We start from the raw sequence: 14,783 nt of genomic DNA, 5'->3' as shown, positions 1-14,783 counted from the left end.
GGCCGCCGTTTCACCCGGGCCGGTCCGGTCCCGTCGGGACCCGTGTCCCAGCGCATCGACCGCGGGACGCGCGGGCTCAGCCCTGGTGCGCCCCGAGTGCGGCGAGGGCGCGGTCGGCGTGCGTGTTCATGCGCAGTTCGCTGCGGACGACCTCCAGGACGGTGCGGTCCTGAGCGATGACGAAGGTGGCCCGCTTGGTCGGGGCGAGCGAGAAACCGCGCTTGACGCCGAACCGTTCCCGGACCGTGCCGTCGGTGTCGGACAGCAGCGGCATGCCGAGCGTGTGCTTCCCGGAGAACTCCTGCTGCCGCTCCACGCTGTCCCCGCTGATCCCGACGGGCCGGGCACCGGCGGCCGCGAACTCGCTCGCCAGGTCCCGGAAGTGGCAGGCCTCGGCGGTGCAGCCCGGCGACAGGGCGGCCGGATAGAAGAAGAGCACGACGGGCCCGTCGGCCAGCAGCTCCGTCAGCGTCCGGGTGGTACCGGTCTCGTCCGGCAGCGCGAAGTCCTCGACCTTGCTTCCGACCTCGACTGGTTCCGCCATCTAGCGGCCCTCCTCGTTTCGTGCGACACCGCGCGCCCACAGCACCAGGGGGACCTGGAGCGGCAGCCGGGCGAGGGCCGCGGTCCGGTACGGCCGGGGCCGCTTCTGCCAGTCGACGGCCATCTGGACGTTGGCCGGGAACACGCCGACGAAGAAGGCGGCGGCCGCACGGGCCGCCGCCGTCCGGGTGCGGGGCATCGCGATCCCGGCGGCCAGTGCCAGCTCGACGGCCCCGCTCCCGTACGTCCACGCCCGCGGTGACCCGGGCAGGGCCTTGGGGATGGTGGCGTCGAAGGACTTGGGCGCCGCGAAGTGGGCGACCCCCGCGGTGGCAAGCAACCCGGCGAGCACCAGGGCGGAACGTTCGGACCGGGACACGAAGCCTCCTCTGACGACCTGTCGCCGGATATTACCCGGCGGTACCGCCCCGGTCCGCGCCGGGCCCTGTTCCAGGCGGTGGATGACGTTCGCGTCGAGTCGCGCGCGGCCATGGGAATGCCGAACTCCGGGGCGCCGTCGGCGCTCCAGCAGCTCAGACCGCCGGGGCAGGAGGCGCCGTCTCGCCGGCCTCCTGGCCGGGCTCGTCCTCGACCGCGCAGGACAGGAAGTCGTCGACCATGCGGTGGAAGAGCGTGGCCAGTTGACGCAGCTCCTCCGGCGGCCAGCCCCCGAGGGCCAGCTGCATGCCGCGGGCTCCGGCGTCCCGGACGCGGTCGACGGCCGCCCGGCCGGCGTCGGTGAGTTCGATCCGCTGGGCGCGGCGGTCGTCGGGGTCCGGCACGCGCGTGACGTAACCCGAGCGCTGGAGCTGCTGCACCGTGCGGGTCACGTGGGACGCCTCGACTCCGAGCCGCTGCGCCAGCTCCCCCGGCCGCAGCGGCTCGGAGTCGGCGACCTGGCGCAGCAGTGCCACCGCGGCCCGGTCCAGCGGGACTCCCGCGAGCGCCATCAGCCGCTCGTGCCGGCGAGCCCGGGTGCTCAGGTAGGTGATGCGCGTCAGGGCGCGCTCGATCTCCACGACCTCCGGGGTCGCGGCGGGAAGGGCGGGCGGGGAGTCTGTCGGCATACCCACCAGTTTACCATATCGTTGCGTAACTCAAGTAAGTTGGTGGTCGCGGCCGAGCGGACCGTCCCGCGTCCCCGCATGCGTTCCGCGTCACGGCCGGCACCCGCGGACAGGAGCGTCGCGCACCTCCGTGGCCGCGCCCGGACGGCCGGACCCCGTCCCCGGGGACGTCCCACGCGTCCCGCGGCACGCCGGGACGACATGGTGCCTCCCGGCCACGGCAATCCTCCGAATCGTGATCACGCCCGGTGGTCACGGGCACGACAGCACGGAGGTTTCCATGTCCCGTCGGATCCTGAAGAACGGCCTGCTGGCCACGGTCGCGGTGTTCGCGTTCCTGCCCACGGCCGGGGCCGCCACCGCGAGCGCCGCCACTCCGATCCCCGCGCCGCGGGGAATCGTTCAGTACTACGACTACACCACGCTGCCCGCCCCGGCGGCCCCCCGTCACCACCGGCACACCACGTACCGCAGCGTCGGCCGGGTGACCACGCACCACGTCCGGCTCAACGTCCGCTCCGGCCCGAGCACCCGCTACCGCGTGGTCGGCCACCGGCACAGCAACCGGCTCATCCCCGTGACCTGCAAGACCTGGGGCGGCTCGGTACGCGGCACCCGCACCTGGTACCGGCTCCCGCACCGCGGGGGCTACGTCACCGCCCGCTACGTCCGGGTCGGGCACGCCGTCCCCTGGTGCTGACACCCGCGCGACGCTGACCCTCCCCGCCCGCCGTACTCCCTGACCGTCGAGGCCTGTTCGGGAACCCCCGCGTCCCGCACAGGCCTTCGACGCGCCCCCCGTTTCACGTCTTCACACCCGTCCGCCGGTTGCGGACCCGGCCCCCATGGGAAGCCATCCCGACAACAGGGGCGAAACGCCCATAGCGTAATGAAGTCGAGGCACGCACCATGCGGCACCCCGAAGGAGCGCCCACCACCCCACCGGACGATTCGCCCGCGGCACGGCTGCGCGAACTCAAGGAACGTACGGGGCTCAGCCTGGCGGCGCTGGCCGCCCGCACTCCGTACAGCAAGTCCGCCTGGCATCGCTACCTGTCCGGCGCCAAGCGGCCGCCTCGACCGGCCGTGGAGGCGCTGGCCCGGCTCGCGGGCGTGGATCCGGCCGCCGTGCTGGCGTTGTGCGAGGCGGCCGAGGAACCGCGGGCCGTCGCACCGGCCCCCCGGCGGCCACGGGCGAGACGGTGGTGGCGGCTGCCGCTGACCGCGCTCGCCCTGCTCGCGGTGGCCGGGGTGGCGGCGGCCGCCATGACCGTCTCGTACCGGCGCGGCACGCCGGGCGCGCAGCCCGTCTCCGCGGCGCCGGGCTGCCACGGCCGGTCCTGCCAGGGCGAGTTGCCGGACGCCTCGGCGTGCGCCCGGGACGCGCAGACGAAGAGCGCCGTCGCCGACACCGCCTACGACGTCCGGCTGCGCTGGTCCCCCACCTGCGGCACGGCCTGGTCCGAGGTGCGGCTGCACACCCCGCACGCCCGGGAGGTCTCGGTGCGGGCCGGCCAGGACGTGCTCTCCGCGAGCTATCCCGCCGAGGACTCCGTCGGCTACACCAGCCCGATGCTCGCGGTGCCCACCCCCCGCGGCGTGGAGGCCTGCGCCGACGTCGAAGGGAAACTCGCGTGCACCGGGCTCGAGGCGGAGCCCGGCCTGGAGGACTGAGGACGCGGCGCCGCGCCCGTCGCGGGAGCGCGGCGCCGAACCGGCCGGCGGACGCCGGACCCGTCCCGGCACCCACCGAGCACTCGGCCGCGCCGGCGCGCTGAGCGACGGCGGCCGAGCCGGACGCCGTGGAGCGCGCCCGACTCGTCGGGCCGGCCCCCGGGTCGGGGCCGGTGCGGCCCCGACCGCCGGCAACGGACGCCTGAGACCTGTTCGGGGGAACCGGCGCCGGAAGGGGCGTGCGGCGGACGTGGTCGGTCCACACCTTCTGGGTGACCGTCCTGCCGCTGATCGCGCCCATGCTCGCCACCCCCGGCACGCTGCCGCCCGCCGCCCAGGACTCTCGATGGGCGTACGAGACCAAACAGGACGGCCAGCGGGCGGTCGTCTACCTGCCCGGTGACGGCACGCTGGTGCTGCGCGCCCGCTCCGGCGAGGACATCACCGCCGCCTACCCCGAGCTCCAGCCGCTCGGCGGGGCCCTGGGCCGGGTGCCGGCGGTCCTGGACGGCGAGGTGCTGGCCCTGGACGAACAGGGGCGTGCCGACTTCCAGTTGCTGCAGAGCAGGATGGGGCTCGGCCACGCTCCGGCCCGGGCGGCGCGGAGGGCGGCCCGGGTACCGGTCCACCTGATCCTGTTCGACGTCCCGTTCCTGGAGGGACCGCTGTTCGACGTTGCGTACCGGGACCGGCGGGCCCGCCTGGAGTCCCTCGCCCTGAACGGGCCGTACTGGTCGACGCCGGGTGCGGTCGTCGGGCACGGCGCCGAGGCGCTGCGGGCCACCCGGGAGCACGGCCTCGAGGGCGTGGTGTGCAAGCGGCTGGACTCGGGCTACCAGCCCGGAGTGCGGTCCCGTGCCTGGCTCAAGATCCGCAACAGGCGTGCCGAGGACGTGATCGTCGGCGGCTGGCTGCCGGGCAAAGGCCGGCTGACCGGCCTGCCGGGCGCGGTGCTGGTGGGCCAGCGGTCCGCCGACGGACGACTCCGGTACGTCGGCGGGGTGGGCACCGGCTGGAGCGGGCCGGAACGCGCCGAACTGGCCGCGCTGCTGCGGGCCGCCGAGACCGGTGCCTGCCCCTTCGATCCGGTGCCACCGGTCGCGAACGCCCACTGGGTGCTGCCCCGCCTGGTCGGCGAGGTCACCTACAGCACGCGCACCCGGGCCGGGCTGCTGCGCCAGCCGTCCTGGCTGCGGCTGCGCCCCGACCTCACCCCGCGGGAGTCGGCGGCGGACCTGCCGCAGGAGCCGGCCTGAGCGGCGGCCCGGTGACCGGACGGCCCGCTCTCCTGCCGGCGGCCGACAGGATGTCGGAATCAGCGCGGGGCCCCTGGGTCTATCGTGTCCCCATGTCCGTGCCCGAGTTGATCCGCATCGTGTCCCGCGACTCGCCGATGGCGCTCGCTCAGGTGGCCCGTGTCCGGGCCGAGTTGGCCGTCCTTCACCCGCAGGTGCGCACCGAGGTCGTACCGGTGCGGACGACCGGTGACAAGTGGCTGGGCGATCTGTCCCAGGTGGAGGGGAAGGGCGCGTTCACCAAGGAGGTGGACGCCGCGCTGCTGGCCGGCGAGGCCGATCTCGCGGTGCACTGCGTGAAGGACGTGCCGGCGGACCGCCCACTGCCCGCCGGGACGGTGTTCGCCGCGTTCCTGAAGCGGGACGACATCCGTGACGCCCTCATCCACCCGGGCGGCCTGACCCTGGACGAACTGCCGCCGGGCACCAGGGTGGGCACCTCCGCGGTCCGCCGGGTCGCCCAACTGGCGGCGACCCACCCCCATCTGCGGTGCGTGCCGTTCCGGGGCAACGCCAACCGCCGACTGGAGAAGCTGGCCGCCGGTGACGCGGACGCGTTGCTGCTCGCGATGGCCGGGCTGGAGCGGATCGGGCGTCCCGAGGTCGCCACCGAGGTGCTGGACCTGGAGACGATGATGCCGCCCATCGGCGCGGGCATCCTCGCCTTGCAGTGCCGGGAGGACGACCGCGAGCTGATCGACGCGGTGAGCGGCCTCGGTGATCCCGTCACCCACCGGGAGGCGACCGCCGAGCGGATGTTCCTGCATGTGCTGCAGGGGCACTGCAACAGCCCGATCGCCGGCTACGCCCGGGTCGACCACGCCGGTGAACTGTCGCTGCGGGCCTGTGTGTTCACGCCCGACGGCAAGACCCGGCTGAACGCCCACGAGTGGGCGGGCCGCCTCGATCCGGCGACGCTCGGCACCTCGGTCGCCGTGGCTCTGCTGCGCCAGGGGGCCCGCGAACTCATCGACGGCATCCCGCACTGACGCCGGTCAGGCGGAGGCGCCGGGCTCCGTCTGGTCCTTGAGGAAGGCGGTCACCTGGTGGGCCAGGCCGCCCGGCCCGGCTTGCTGGCAGGCGGAGCCGGCCGTCGACTCCAGCACGCCGATGCCGCCCGCCCACAGCCGGCGTTCGGTCCACTCCTCGTCGACGCGCAGGTGGATCTGGATGTCCACCTGGCCCAGGGCGTTCTCCGGGCAGGCCGCGTACAGGACCGCGGTGGCGCGGCGCAGCGGGTAGACGTCGAAGCCCTCGATGAACTGGGAGTTGCGCCAGTCGATGAACGCGCCCTCCCCGTCGGGGCCCACCCGGACGTCGATCTGACCGTCCTCCAACTGGACTCCGACCGTGCGGGAGCCTCGGTTCTCGATGGTCACCCGGGCACTGAAGTACGTCAGACCGGCCGCGGCGTCGTCCCGGCCGCGCGGCGGCTCGGCCGCCTCCAGACGGTGGACGCGGACCCGCAGACCGGCATGCTCGTCGTACTCGTGCCAGTCCCCGACCACGTTCGGCTCGTACACAGTGCCCCTCTCGACCCACGCTGTCTATCTGTGGGCTCAGCGCACTGTCAAATGAGCGGAATGCGCTGTGGCCAGGGGGTTCGCCCCCTTTGATCGCTGATCAAGCGTTGCGCAGGGGTTATCCCGCCCCGGGTGCCCCGGGCGGGGTGCGGGCGCGTGCCGCACATCACGTCGGCGCCTCGCCCGTCGCAAGATCAGTGGGCGAGGCGGCCGAGCAGCGAGGAGGCCGCGGTGATGCCGAGGGCGGCGGCCACCGCCAGCACCCCGAAGTCGAGGCCGAGATGTGCCGGTGTGCCGAGCAGCAGCCCGCGCAGGGCGTCGACTTGGTAGCTGAGCGGGTTGACCTTGCTGACCACCTGGAGCCAGCCGGGCATGATCGCCACGGGGTAGAGGGCGTTGGAGCCGAAGAACAGCGGCATGGTGATGGCCTGCCCGATACCCATCAGCCGGTCGCGGCTGAGGACGATCCCCGCGATGCTCATCGAGAGGCAGGAGAAGAACGCGGAGGCGAGGACGACGGCCAGTCCGACCCCGAGCAGCTTCAGCGGGTTCCAGGTGAGCGAGACTCCGAGGAGCGCGGCGATCACGATCACCACGACGGCCTGGATCAGGGACTTCACACCCGCCGCGAACGCCTTTCCGGTGATCAGCGCCGAGCGTGGGGTCGGGGTGACGAGCAGCTTGTTGAGGATGCCGGCGTCGCGTTCCCAGATGATCTGGATGCCGTAGAAGATGGCGATGAACATCGCGGACTGGGCGATGATGCCGGGCGCCAGGTAGTCGATGTAGGGGATGCCGCCGGTGGGGATCGCCCGGATCCGGGTGAAGGTCTGGCCGAAGATCAGCAGCCAGAGGGCCGGCTGGATCGCCCGGGTGTAGAGCTCGGTGCGGTCGTGCCGGAGCTTCTGCAACTCGACGGCGCACATGGCGACGACGCGGGCGGGCAGCAGCCGCCAGCCGGAGCGCGGCTGGGGCGGGGTCAGCAGCAGGGACGCGGCTGCCGTGCGCTCAGCCGACGCGCTTCGCGGTGCGGCGGGTGCTTCGGACATCGCGGAAACCTCCTGACTGGTCGTCGAGGCCGCTGCCGGCCACGTCGCGGAAGACGTCTTCCAGGGTGGGCAGGGTGTCGGCGCCCTGGCGTTCGGCGAGGCCCTGCCGCAGCTCGGTGGGGGTGCCGAGGGCGCGGATCCGGCCGCGGTGCATCAGGCCGACGCGTCCGCAGTGCTGGTCGGCCTCGTCCATGTAGTGGGTGGTGACCAGGACGGTCATGCCGGTGGCTTCGCGTACGGCGTTGATCTGGTCCCAGACGCCGGTGCGGGCGATCGGGTCGAGGCCGATGGTCGGCTCGTCGAGGATCAGCAGCCGTGGCGCGCTGACCAGCGCCTGGGCCAGTTCGAGGCGGCGGACCATGCCGCCGGAGTAGGTGCCGGCGAGCCGGTCGGCGGCGTCGGCGAGGTCGACGGCCGCCAGCGCCTGGGCGACCCGCTCGGCGCGTTCGCGCCGGGGGACGTCGAAGACGCGGGCGAACAGCGCGACGTTCTCGCGTCCGGTGAGCCCACTGTCGGCGGACAGCTGCTGCGGGACGTAGCCGAGCAGTCTGCGTACGGCCATCCGGTCCTTGCCGGTGTCGTGGCCGAAGACGCGGACCATGCCGGCGGGGACGGGGAGCAGGGTGGTGATGCAGCGGATGGCGGTGGTCTTGCCCGCTCCGTTGGGACCCAGCAGCCCGAAGACCTCGCCCTCGCCGACGGTCAGGTCGAGCCCGTCCACGGCTCTGGTGTCCCCGAAGGAGTAGGACAGCCCGGTGCAGGCGACCGCGGCGGTGTCCGGTGTCATGGTTCCTGGACCTCCTCGTGCAGGGTGACGGCGAGTCTGCGCAGGGCGGGCAGGGCCGCCGCGAGCAGGTCCTGGTCGGCCTCGTCGAGCCGGGCGACATGACCGGCGAAGAGTTCCGCGCGGCGCCGCTGCCAGTCGGCGAGGCGTTGCGCGGCGGCCTCGGTCAGCAGCAGCCGGGCGGCCCGCCGGTCGGCCGGGTCGGTCTCGCGCAGCAGGTGGCCGTCCTTGACGAGCTGGTTGACCAGCGTCGACACGGAGTTGCTCGCCAGGTACAGCTCCTTGGCGGCGTCCGAGATGCCGATGCCGGGCCGGGACTCGACCAGCCGCAGCAGTTCCACCTCGGCCCCGCGCAGCCGAGGCAGGGCGAGCCCCCGGCGCAGTCGGCGGCGGACCAGGCGCTGGATGCCGAGGACCGCCGCGGCCAGCTCTTCCGGAAGGGACTCGGACTCCAGGGGTGCCACTTCTCGGTGTTCCACATCTCGAAGATTACCTCTGCTACAGAGGTATCTCTCCCCAAGGGAGGGTCAAGGCATCCGAGACGATGAGACCAATCTCAACCTTTTGGATTATCTGTTTTGCTTTGCCCCATTCGGGGCATTTGTCGATTGTGCTTCGGATCGGAGGCACGTGCGTGGGAGCCGGTCTCTCCGGTCGCCCCCGTGTCCTCCCCGGGATCCGAGCGCGTTCCTCCTACGGTCTGTCCACACCAGCACCTCGCTGAGGGAGGTGCGCGCGATGCGTACCACCACCACCTGCCCCACCCAGTCTCATCGGCATGACGACGCGCCCGACACGGCCGCGGACTTCGTTCGGCTCGCCGAACTGCCCGAGGGCCCGGAGCGCCGGGCGCTGCGCGACGAGCTGGTCGAGCTCTGGCTGCCCATGGCCGAGCGGATCGCCGTGCGGTTCCGCGGTCGCGGGGAGACCCTGGAAGACCTCTACCAGGTCGCCGCACTGGGCCTGGTGAAGGCCGTCGACCACTACGATCCGGAGCGCGGCCGGGCCTTCGAGGCGTACGCCGTACCGACGATCACCGGTGAGATCAAGCGGCACTTCCGTGACCACATGTGGACCCTGCACGTCCCCCGCCGGGTCCAGGAGCTGCGCAACCGCGTCCGGGTGGCCCTGAAGGAAGCGGGGCAGACCACCGCGGGGCGCGCGCCCACCGTCGCCGAGATCGCGGCGCGGGCCCAGCTCACCGAGAGCGAGGTGCGGGCCGGGATGGAGGCGCTGGAGTGCTTCTCCGCGCTGTCCCTGGACGCCGAGGTGCCCGGCGGCGACGGCTACGCGCTCGGTGACACCCTGGGCGGCGCGGACCCCGGTTACGACCTGATCGTGGACCGGACCGCGGCGCAGCCCTGTCTCCAGGGTCTGCCCGAGCGCGACCGGGTCATTCTCTACCTGCGGTTCTTCCGCGGGATGACGCAGAGCCGGATCGCCGAGCAGCTGGGCATCTCGCAGATGCACGTGTCCCGGCTGCTCACCGCCTGTTTCGACCGGCTGCGCGAGGAGCTGCTGGCCGACGGCGGCTGAGACCCGCCGCTCACTCGACGGCGGGGGCGCCGGGGATCTGGGTCGGGCCGTACCGTTCGAGGGCCTCCGCCAGCTCGACGCGGATCTCGGCGGGCATGTCACCGGTGCGGCCCCACATGAGGATCAGGTCCGCGACGTTGCGGAGTCTGATGTTGGTGTGCTGGGAGACCTCCTTGAGCACCTGCCAGCCCTCGTCGGGCGTGACCCGGCCGAGCGCCACCACCATCCCGATGGCCTGATCCACCACGGCATGGGAGGAGACGGCCTCCTTGAGCTGGTCGACCTCCTCCTGGAGGTGGAGGATCCGGTCCGGTTCGCTCTCGCTCACACCCCCATCGTCGTCATCCGACTGGGCGAACGCCACCGGGGTACTCGGCAGGCATTCCTCCCGCTTCCGGTTGGAGACTGGTGTCAGACCCTTTCCCCGCCGGCCCCGACCCCAGGACGCGAGTGCCATGAACAACGACCTGACCTCCCCCGGCCCCGCGCAGAAGAAGCGGGACGTCGTGTCCACGCACTCGGTGTTCGGCGCGCCCTGCTGGGTGAGCCTCACCAGCCGTGACCTGGGGACCACGGAGGACTTCTACAGCGCCGTGCTCGGCTGGCGATGGCGCAGCGTACGGCTCGGCGACCACTTCCGGATCGCCCTGGCGGACGGGGTGCCGGTGGCAGGCATCGCCGCGGTCGCCGCGATGTGGCAGATGGCGGTGGCCTGGACGCCGTACTTCGCCGTGCCCGACGCGGACGAGGCGGTGGCCCGGGCCCGGGAGCGCGGGGGCACGCCGGCGGTCGGGCCGCTGTCCTTCCCGCCCGGCCGGGCCGCGCTGATCGCCGACCGGGACGGTGCCGTCTTCGGCATCTGGGAGGGGGAGCTGGTCTCCAACTGGGAGACCTGGCGGCGGGCCGCCCCCACCTTCATCCGGCTGCACACCCGCAACGCCTTCGACTCGGCGATCTTCTACGGGGAGGTCCTCGGCTGGGCCTCCGACAAGCCGGGCTGCTGCGAGGTCGAGTACGAGGGCGGCGAGGTCGTGCTGCGCAGCCGGGGCGACGCCGTGGCCCGTATCGACTCGGGAGCGGTGGAGACGGCCCCCGATCCGTCGGTGCGGCCGCACTGGCAGGTCCACTTCGCGGTCGCCGACGTCGGCGAGTGCGCGCGGGCTGCCGAGAAGCACGGCGGCAGCGTCCTGCGGGAACTTGACACGGAGGCGGTGCTGCGCGACCCGGACGGGGCGCAGTTCACCGTGACCGTGCGCCCCCTGCTCCCCTGACTCCCCCCGTCTTGCGGGGCTTGCGGGCCCTGGCGGCCTCCCGTCCCCGCTGTCCCCGCTCCTTGCCGTCCCCGCTGTGTGACGGCCTGGACAGCAGGACCAGGCTGCGGGCCGCCACCGGCAGCCTGGTCCCGGCCTTGCGTTCGCGTTCGTCGGGGATGCCGTCGCGCTCGGCGGTGTCGATGAGGGTGGTCCAGCGTTCGCCGTAGGAGTCGTCGGGCAGCCGGAAGTCGACCGGCTCCCAGTGCCCGTTGAGGAGCAGCAGGAACGAGTCGTCGACCAGGCGCCCCCCGTAGGGATCGCGCTCGGCGATGGCGTCGCCGTTGAGGAAGACCCCGAGCGTGTGCGCGTCGGGGCGCTGCCAGTCCCGGTCGGTCATCTCGCGGGCGTCGGGCAGCAGCCACACCAGGTCGGGCAGCGGCTGACCGGGGTGCACGGCGGTCTCGCCGTGGAAGAAGCGGCGGCGGCGCAGGACGGGATGGGCGGCGCGCAGCGCGATGACGTGCCGGGTGAAGTCGGTGAGAGCCCGCTGTTCCTCGGTCAGGTCCCAGTCGGTCCAGGAGACCTCGTTGTCCTGGCAGTAGGCGTTGTTGTTGCCGCGCTGGGTACGGCCGAGTTCGTCGCCGTGGCTGAGCATCGGGATGCCCTGCGAGAGGAGCAGCGTGGCGAGGAGGTTGCGCTGCTGGCGGGCCCTCAGTTCGAGGACGGCCGGGTCGGTGGTCTCGCCCTCGGCACCGCAGTTCCAGGACCGGTTGTGGCTCTCGCCGTCCCGGTTGCCCTCGCCGTTGGCCTGGTTGTGCTTGTCGTTGTACGACACCAGGTCGCGCAGGGTGAAACCGTCGTGCGCGGTGACGAAGTTGACGCTCGCCCGCGGTCTGCGCCTGCTGTGCTGGTAGAGGTCGGAGGAGCCGGTGAGCCGGGAGGCGAACTCGCCGAGCGATCCGGGCTCGGCCCGCCAGAAGTCCCGTACGGCGTCCCGGTAGCGGCCGTTCCACTCCGACCACAGCGGCGGGAAGTTGCCGACCTGGTAGCCGCCCTCCCCGACGTCCCAGGGTTCGGCGATCAGCTTGACCCGGCTGATGACCGGGTCCTGCTGGATCAGGTCGAAGAACGCCGAGAGCCGGTCCACCTCGTGGAACTGCCGTGCGAGGGTGGCCGCGAGGTCGAAGCGGAAGCCGTCGACGTGCATCTCGGTCACCCAGTACCGCAGCGAGTCCATGATCAGCTGCAACACGTAGGGGTGCCGCATCAGCAGGCTGTTCCCGGTGCCGGTGGTGTCGTAGTAGTGCGCCCAGTCGCCGTCGACCAGGCGGTAGTACGACGCGTTGTCGATGCCCCGGAAGGAGAGGGTGGGCCCCATCTCGTTGCCCTCGGCGGTGTGGTTGTAGACCACGTCGAGGATGACTTCGAGGCCGGCCGCGTGCAGCGCCTTGACCATCGCCTTGAACTCGTTGACCTGCTGGCCCCGGCTGCCGAAGGCGGCGTAGGCGTTGTGCGGGGCGAAGAAGCCGATGGTGTTGTAGCCCCAGTAGTTGGACAGGCCCCGGTCCTGCAACACGCCGTCCTGCACGAACTGGTGGACCGGCATCAGTTCGACCGCCGTGACGCCCAGCGAGGTCAGGTGCTCGACGACCGCCGGGTGCGCGAGGCCGGCGTACGTGCCCCTGAGCCGTTCGGGTACGTCCGGATGGGTGCGGGTCAGACCACGGACATGGGCCTCGTAGATCACCGAGTCGGAGTACGTCCGCCGGGGCGGGCGGTCGTCGCCCCAGTCGAAGTAGGGGTCGGTGACCACGCCCAGCATGGAGTGCCCGGCGCTGTCCGCCGGGGACGGCCCGCCGGGCGTGCGCTCGTACAGGGACGCGTGGTTGTCGATCTGGCCGTCGACCGCCCTGGCGTACGGGTCCAGGAGCAGCTTCGCCGGGTTGCAGCGGTGCCCGACGTCCGGGGCCCAGGGCCCGGTGACCCGGTAGCCGTAGCGCTGACCGGGTCCGACGCCGGGCAGGTAGGCGTGCCAGACGAAGCCGTCGACCTCGGTCACCGGCACCGGGGTACGGGTCCCCGCGTCGTTCACCAGGACCAGTTCGACCTGCTCGGCGACCTCGCTGAAAAGGGCGAAGTTGGTGCCCTGCCCGTCGAAGGAGGCACCCAACGGGTAGGGTTGCCCGCTCCACACGGGCACCCCTTTCCGGGACTTGCTCGCCGTCACCGGGCGCCCTCCAGGACGCGGTCGGCGGATTCGGCCAACTGGGCGACCGGCAGGCTCCGGGGCACCCGGAGCGTCCGGCGCAGACTGGGCGCCGGCACCGTCGGGACCAGCGGGACCCGCTCGCCGGACCGGGCGCGCTGCGAGAACCAGATGATCTTGCTGCCGGTCTCCGTGGCACAGCAGCCCCAGCCGTCGCTGGTGGCGGCGAGATGCGCCAGGCAGGACCGCAGGTCCTGGTCGGGACGCAGGTCGCGGTCGTCGTCACCGATGGCGGTGATGAGGTGCTGCCCGTTCCACCACATCTCGATGGACGTGTGCTTGTCGGTCGCGTGCCGGTCGATGGCGGTCAGCAGCAGTTCGGCACCGCGGCAGACGGGGTCCACGAGGTTGTCGAGGTCCCAGTAGCGGAGATGGGCGGCCAGGATGCGGCCGACCTGTCCCACCCGTTCCTGGCTGACCTCGACGTCGAGGTGGTAGTAGCAGGGCACTGCGGTCTTCATTGTCGCTTGCTCCTCACCGGCGTCGGGCTCGCGCTCACCGTCCGGAAACCGTCCCGTACGCACAGCGTGAGCACTGCTCGCTTCTGAGTCACCATCCACAGTGCGGGCGCTACGCCATTCGTGCAACACGAGAGCCACGGGAGAGCCGTGGGGTGTGGTTGAAGATCCAACAAGACGCTCCGTCATGATGCGTGCACCATGAGTGAAAGCCTCGATTCGCCGTAACGGCTCCGTGCCCCTGCGTGCCCGGACGCTCCCCCGACCGTCGGGGACACGTGCCCATTCGAGAGCGTCGGAAGGAACGACACGGCCATGCTGCTACCCGCGAAGGCCGAGGTGGCCCGGCAGCTGCGGCGCTACCGGGCGTGGGAGCGAGTGATGCTCGCCTCGCCGCACGACCGCGAGGTGCGGTCCACCTTCGAGGACTCGGGCTACACGCTGTGCGTGCTGATGGGCAAGCGCTGCGCCCGGGAGGCGGTGGACGCGGCCGAGCGCTATCTGCGCACCAGCCTCGTCACCTATTTGCGGGAACAGAGCGGGCGGCCCCAGCTGAGCGGGCAGGTCCGGCGCGGGCCGCCGTCGAACCGGCGCTCCGCGAGGCAGTGATCCCACGGACGGACCCGCGGGAAGACACCTGTCTTCCGGCGCACTACGGATCGCGGAGCCGGGCCACGGGCCCGGCTCCGCGCACGGCGGAGGTGAGACCCATGAAGGCGACCGAGACCATCGGCCGTGTTCCGGTGCGTGACGTCCGGCCGGCCCCGGAGTGCGGCGGGCGTCCGGCGAAGGCGGTTCCCGGCGAGACGTTCCCGGTCACCGCCACGGTCTTCCGTGAGGGACACGACGCCGTCGGCGCCAACGTGGTGCTGTGCGACCCGCAGGGCCGCCCCGGCCCCTGGACGCCGATGCGCGAGCTGGCCCCCGGCACCGACCGCTGGGGAGCCGAGGTCACCCCGGACGCCACGGGCCGCTGGACGTATCACGTGGAGGCCTGGAGCGCCCCGCTGCGCACCTGGCGGCGGCACGCCCGGATCAAGATCCCGGCGGGCGTCGACACCGGCCTGGTCCTGGAGGAGGGCGCCGAGCTCTACGAGCGGGCGGCCACCGGGGTCCCCGAGGGCCCGGAGCGCGAGCGGGTGCTGGCGGCGGCCCGGGCCCTGGGCGACGACGCGCTGCCCCTGCACACCCGGCTGGCGAACGCACTGGCTCCCGAGGTGGACGAGATCCTCGCACGCTTCCCGCTGCGGGAGCTGGTGACCGCCTCCGAGCCGCTGCCGCTGCTGGTCGAGCGCGAACGGGCCCTGTACGGCTCGTGGTACGAGTTCTTCCCGC

Annotated in this window: 18 protein-coding genes; 8 read left to right on the top strand and 10 right to left on the bottom strand. The window is 72.5% G+C overall.

The window, feature by feature from the left end:
* Positions 1-76: 76 nt before the first annotated feature.
* The 3 genes from AB0958_RS14860 to AB0958_RS14850 all read right to left on the bottom strand — a co-directional run bounded on the left by AB0958_RS14860 (position 77) and on the right by AB0958_RS14850 (position 1,610).
* On the bottom strand, positions 77-544 hold the full coding sequence (locus AB0958_RS14860) for a peroxiredoxin (RefSeq protein WP_366890805.1): 468 nt from the start codon (positions 542-544) through the stop codon (positions 77-79).
* Positions 545-922 carry a hypothetical protein gene (locus AB0958_RS14855; RefSeq protein ID WP_366890804.1) on the bottom strand — a complete coding sequence of 126 codons (378 nt, stop codon included), beginning with the start codon at positions 920-922 and terminating at the stop codon, positions 545-547. It abuts the gene before it with no gap.
* 154 nt (positions 923-1,076) lie between these two features.
* On the bottom strand, positions 1,077-1,610 hold the full coding sequence (locus AB0958_RS14850; RefSeq protein WP_366890803.1) for a MarR family transcriptional regulator: 534 nt from the start codon (positions 1,608-1,610) through the stop codon (positions 1,077-1,079).
* A gap of 280 nt (positions 1,611-1,890) precedes the next feature.
* Between AB0958_RS14850 and AB0958_RS14845 the strand changes: the two genes are divergently transcribed.
* The 4 genes from AB0958_RS14845 (at position 1,891) to hemC (ending at position 5,568) form a co-directional block, all read left to right on the top strand.
* Positions 1,891-2,310 carry an SH3 domain-containing protein gene (locus AB0958_RS14845; protein WP_366890802.1) on the top strand — a complete coding sequence of 140 codons (420 nt, stop codon included), beginning with the start codon at positions 1,891-1,893 and terminating at the stop codon, positions 2,308-2,310.
* Between the two features lie 209 nt (positions 2,311-2,519).
* Entirely contained in the window at positions 2,520-3,284 is a 765-nt protein-coding gene (locus AB0958_RS14840; RefSeq protein ID WP_366890801.1) for a DUF2690 domain-containing protein, read from the top strand.
* Positions 3,285-3,583: 299 nt separating this feature from the next.
* Positions 3,584-4,540, top strand: a complete 957-nt coding sequence (locus AB0958_RS14835; protein ID WP_366890890.1) for an ATP-dependent DNA ligase — start codon at positions 3,584-3,586, stop codon at positions 4,538-4,540.
* Between the two features lie 92 nt (positions 4,541-4,632).
* The gene (hemC, locus tag AB0958_RS14830; RefSeq protein ID WP_366890800.1) at positions 4,633-5,568 is read left to right on the top strand and encodes a hydroxymethylbilane synthase; all 936 of its coding nucleotides are present in this window, start codon (positions 4,633-4,635) and stop codon (positions 5,566-5,568) included.
* Positions 5,569-5,574: 6 nt separating this feature from the next.
* Here hemC and AB0958_RS14825 read toward each other — a convergent pair whose 3' ends face one another.
* From AB0958_RS14825 to AB0958_RS14810, 4 genes are all read right to left on the bottom strand, one after another.
* Positions 5,575-6,102 carry a hypothetical protein gene (locus AB0958_RS14825; protein ID WP_366890799.1) on the bottom strand — a complete coding sequence of 176 codons (528 nt, stop codon included), beginning with the start codon at positions 6,100-6,102 and terminating at the stop codon, positions 5,575-5,577.
* A 194-nt stretch (positions 6,103-6,296) separates the two neighbouring features.
* The gene (locus AB0958_RS14820; RefSeq protein ID WP_366890798.1) at positions 6,297-7,151 is read right to left on the bottom strand and encodes an ABC transporter permease; all 855 of its coding nucleotides are present in this window, start codon (positions 7,149-7,151) and stop codon (positions 6,297-6,299) included.
* Positions 7,111-7,938, bottom strand: a complete 828-nt coding sequence (locus AB0958_RS14815; RefSeq protein WP_358981640.1) for an ATP-binding cassette domain-containing protein — start codon at positions 7,936-7,938, stop codon at positions 7,111-7,113. The genes AB0958_RS14820 and AB0958_RS14815 overlap by 41 nt, the downstream gene beginning before the upstream one ends.
* Positions 7,935-8,390, bottom strand: a complete 456-nt coding sequence (locus AB0958_RS14810; RefSeq protein ID WP_366890888.1) for a MarR family transcriptional regulator — start codon at positions 8,388-8,390, stop codon at positions 7,935-7,937. The genes AB0958_RS14815 and AB0958_RS14810 overlap by 4 nt, the downstream gene beginning before the upstream one ends.
* A gap of 283 nt (positions 8,391-8,673) precedes the next feature.
* Between AB0958_RS14810 and AB0958_RS14805 the strand changes: the two genes are divergently transcribed.
* Positions 8,674-9,471, top strand: a complete 798-nt coding sequence (locus AB0958_RS14805; protein WP_366890797.1) for an RNA polymerase sigma factor SigF — start codon at positions 8,674-8,676, stop codon at positions 9,469-9,471.
* 10 nt (positions 9,472-9,481) lie between these two features.
* On the opposite strand, the gene AB0958_RS14800 is transcribed toward AB0958_RS14805, so the two are convergent.
* Entirely contained in the window at positions 9,482-9,799 is a 318-nt protein-coding gene (locus AB0958_RS14800; RefSeq protein WP_366890796.1) for an ANTAR domain-containing protein, read from the bottom strand.
* Positions 9,800-9,926: 127 nt separating this feature from the next.
* Here AB0958_RS14800 and AB0958_RS14795 point away from each other — a divergent pair, with 127 nt between their 5' ends.
* Complete coding sequence (locus AB0958_RS14795; RefSeq protein WP_366890794.1) at positions 9,927-10,742, top strand: VOC family protein; 816 nt, start codon at positions 9,927-9,929, stop codon at positions 10,740-10,742.
* Here AB0958_RS14795 and glgX read toward each other — a convergent pair.
* Both glgX and AB0958_RS14785 read right to left on the bottom strand, forming a co-directional pair.
* Positions 10,711-12,924 carry a glycogen debranching protein GlgX gene (gene glgX, locus AB0958_RS14790; RefSeq protein WP_366890887.1) on the bottom strand — a complete coding sequence of 738 codons (2,214 nt, stop codon included), beginning with the start codon at positions 12,922-12,924 and terminating at the stop codon, positions 10,711-10,713. The two genes, AB0958_RS14795 and glgX, sit on opposite strands and share 32 nt — an antisense overlap.
* 23 nt (positions 12,925-12,947) lie before the next feature.
* Positions 12,948-13,451, bottom strand: coding sequence for a pep a2 (locus AB0958_RS14785; protein WP_366890793.1), 504 nt, complete (start codon positions 13,449-13,451; stop codon positions 12,948-12,950).
* Between the two features lie 312 nt (positions 13,452-13,763).
* Here AB0958_RS14785 and AB0958_RS14780 point away from each other — a divergent pair, with 312 nt between their 5' ends.
* Both AB0958_RS14780 and AB0958_RS14775 read left to right on the top strand, forming a co-directional pair.
* Entirely contained in the window at positions 13,764-14,057 is a 294-nt protein-coding gene (locus AB0958_RS14780; protein ID WP_366890792.1) for a DUF5133 domain-containing protein, read from the top strand.
* Between the two features lie 101 nt (positions 14,058-14,158).
* Positions 14,159-14,783, top strand: a 625-nt coding sequence (locus tag AB0958_RS14775; RefSeq protein WP_366890791.1) for a maltotransferase domain-containing protein, incomplete at its 3' end; no start/stop codon positions are given.

The organism is Streptomyces sp. NPDC006655 (genome assembly GCF_040703965.1).
Classification (GTDB): Bacteria; Actinomycetota; Actinomycetes; order Streptomycetales; family Streptomycetaceae; genus Streptomyces.
This window is presented reverse-complemented; position numbering and strand designations above follow the sequence as displayed.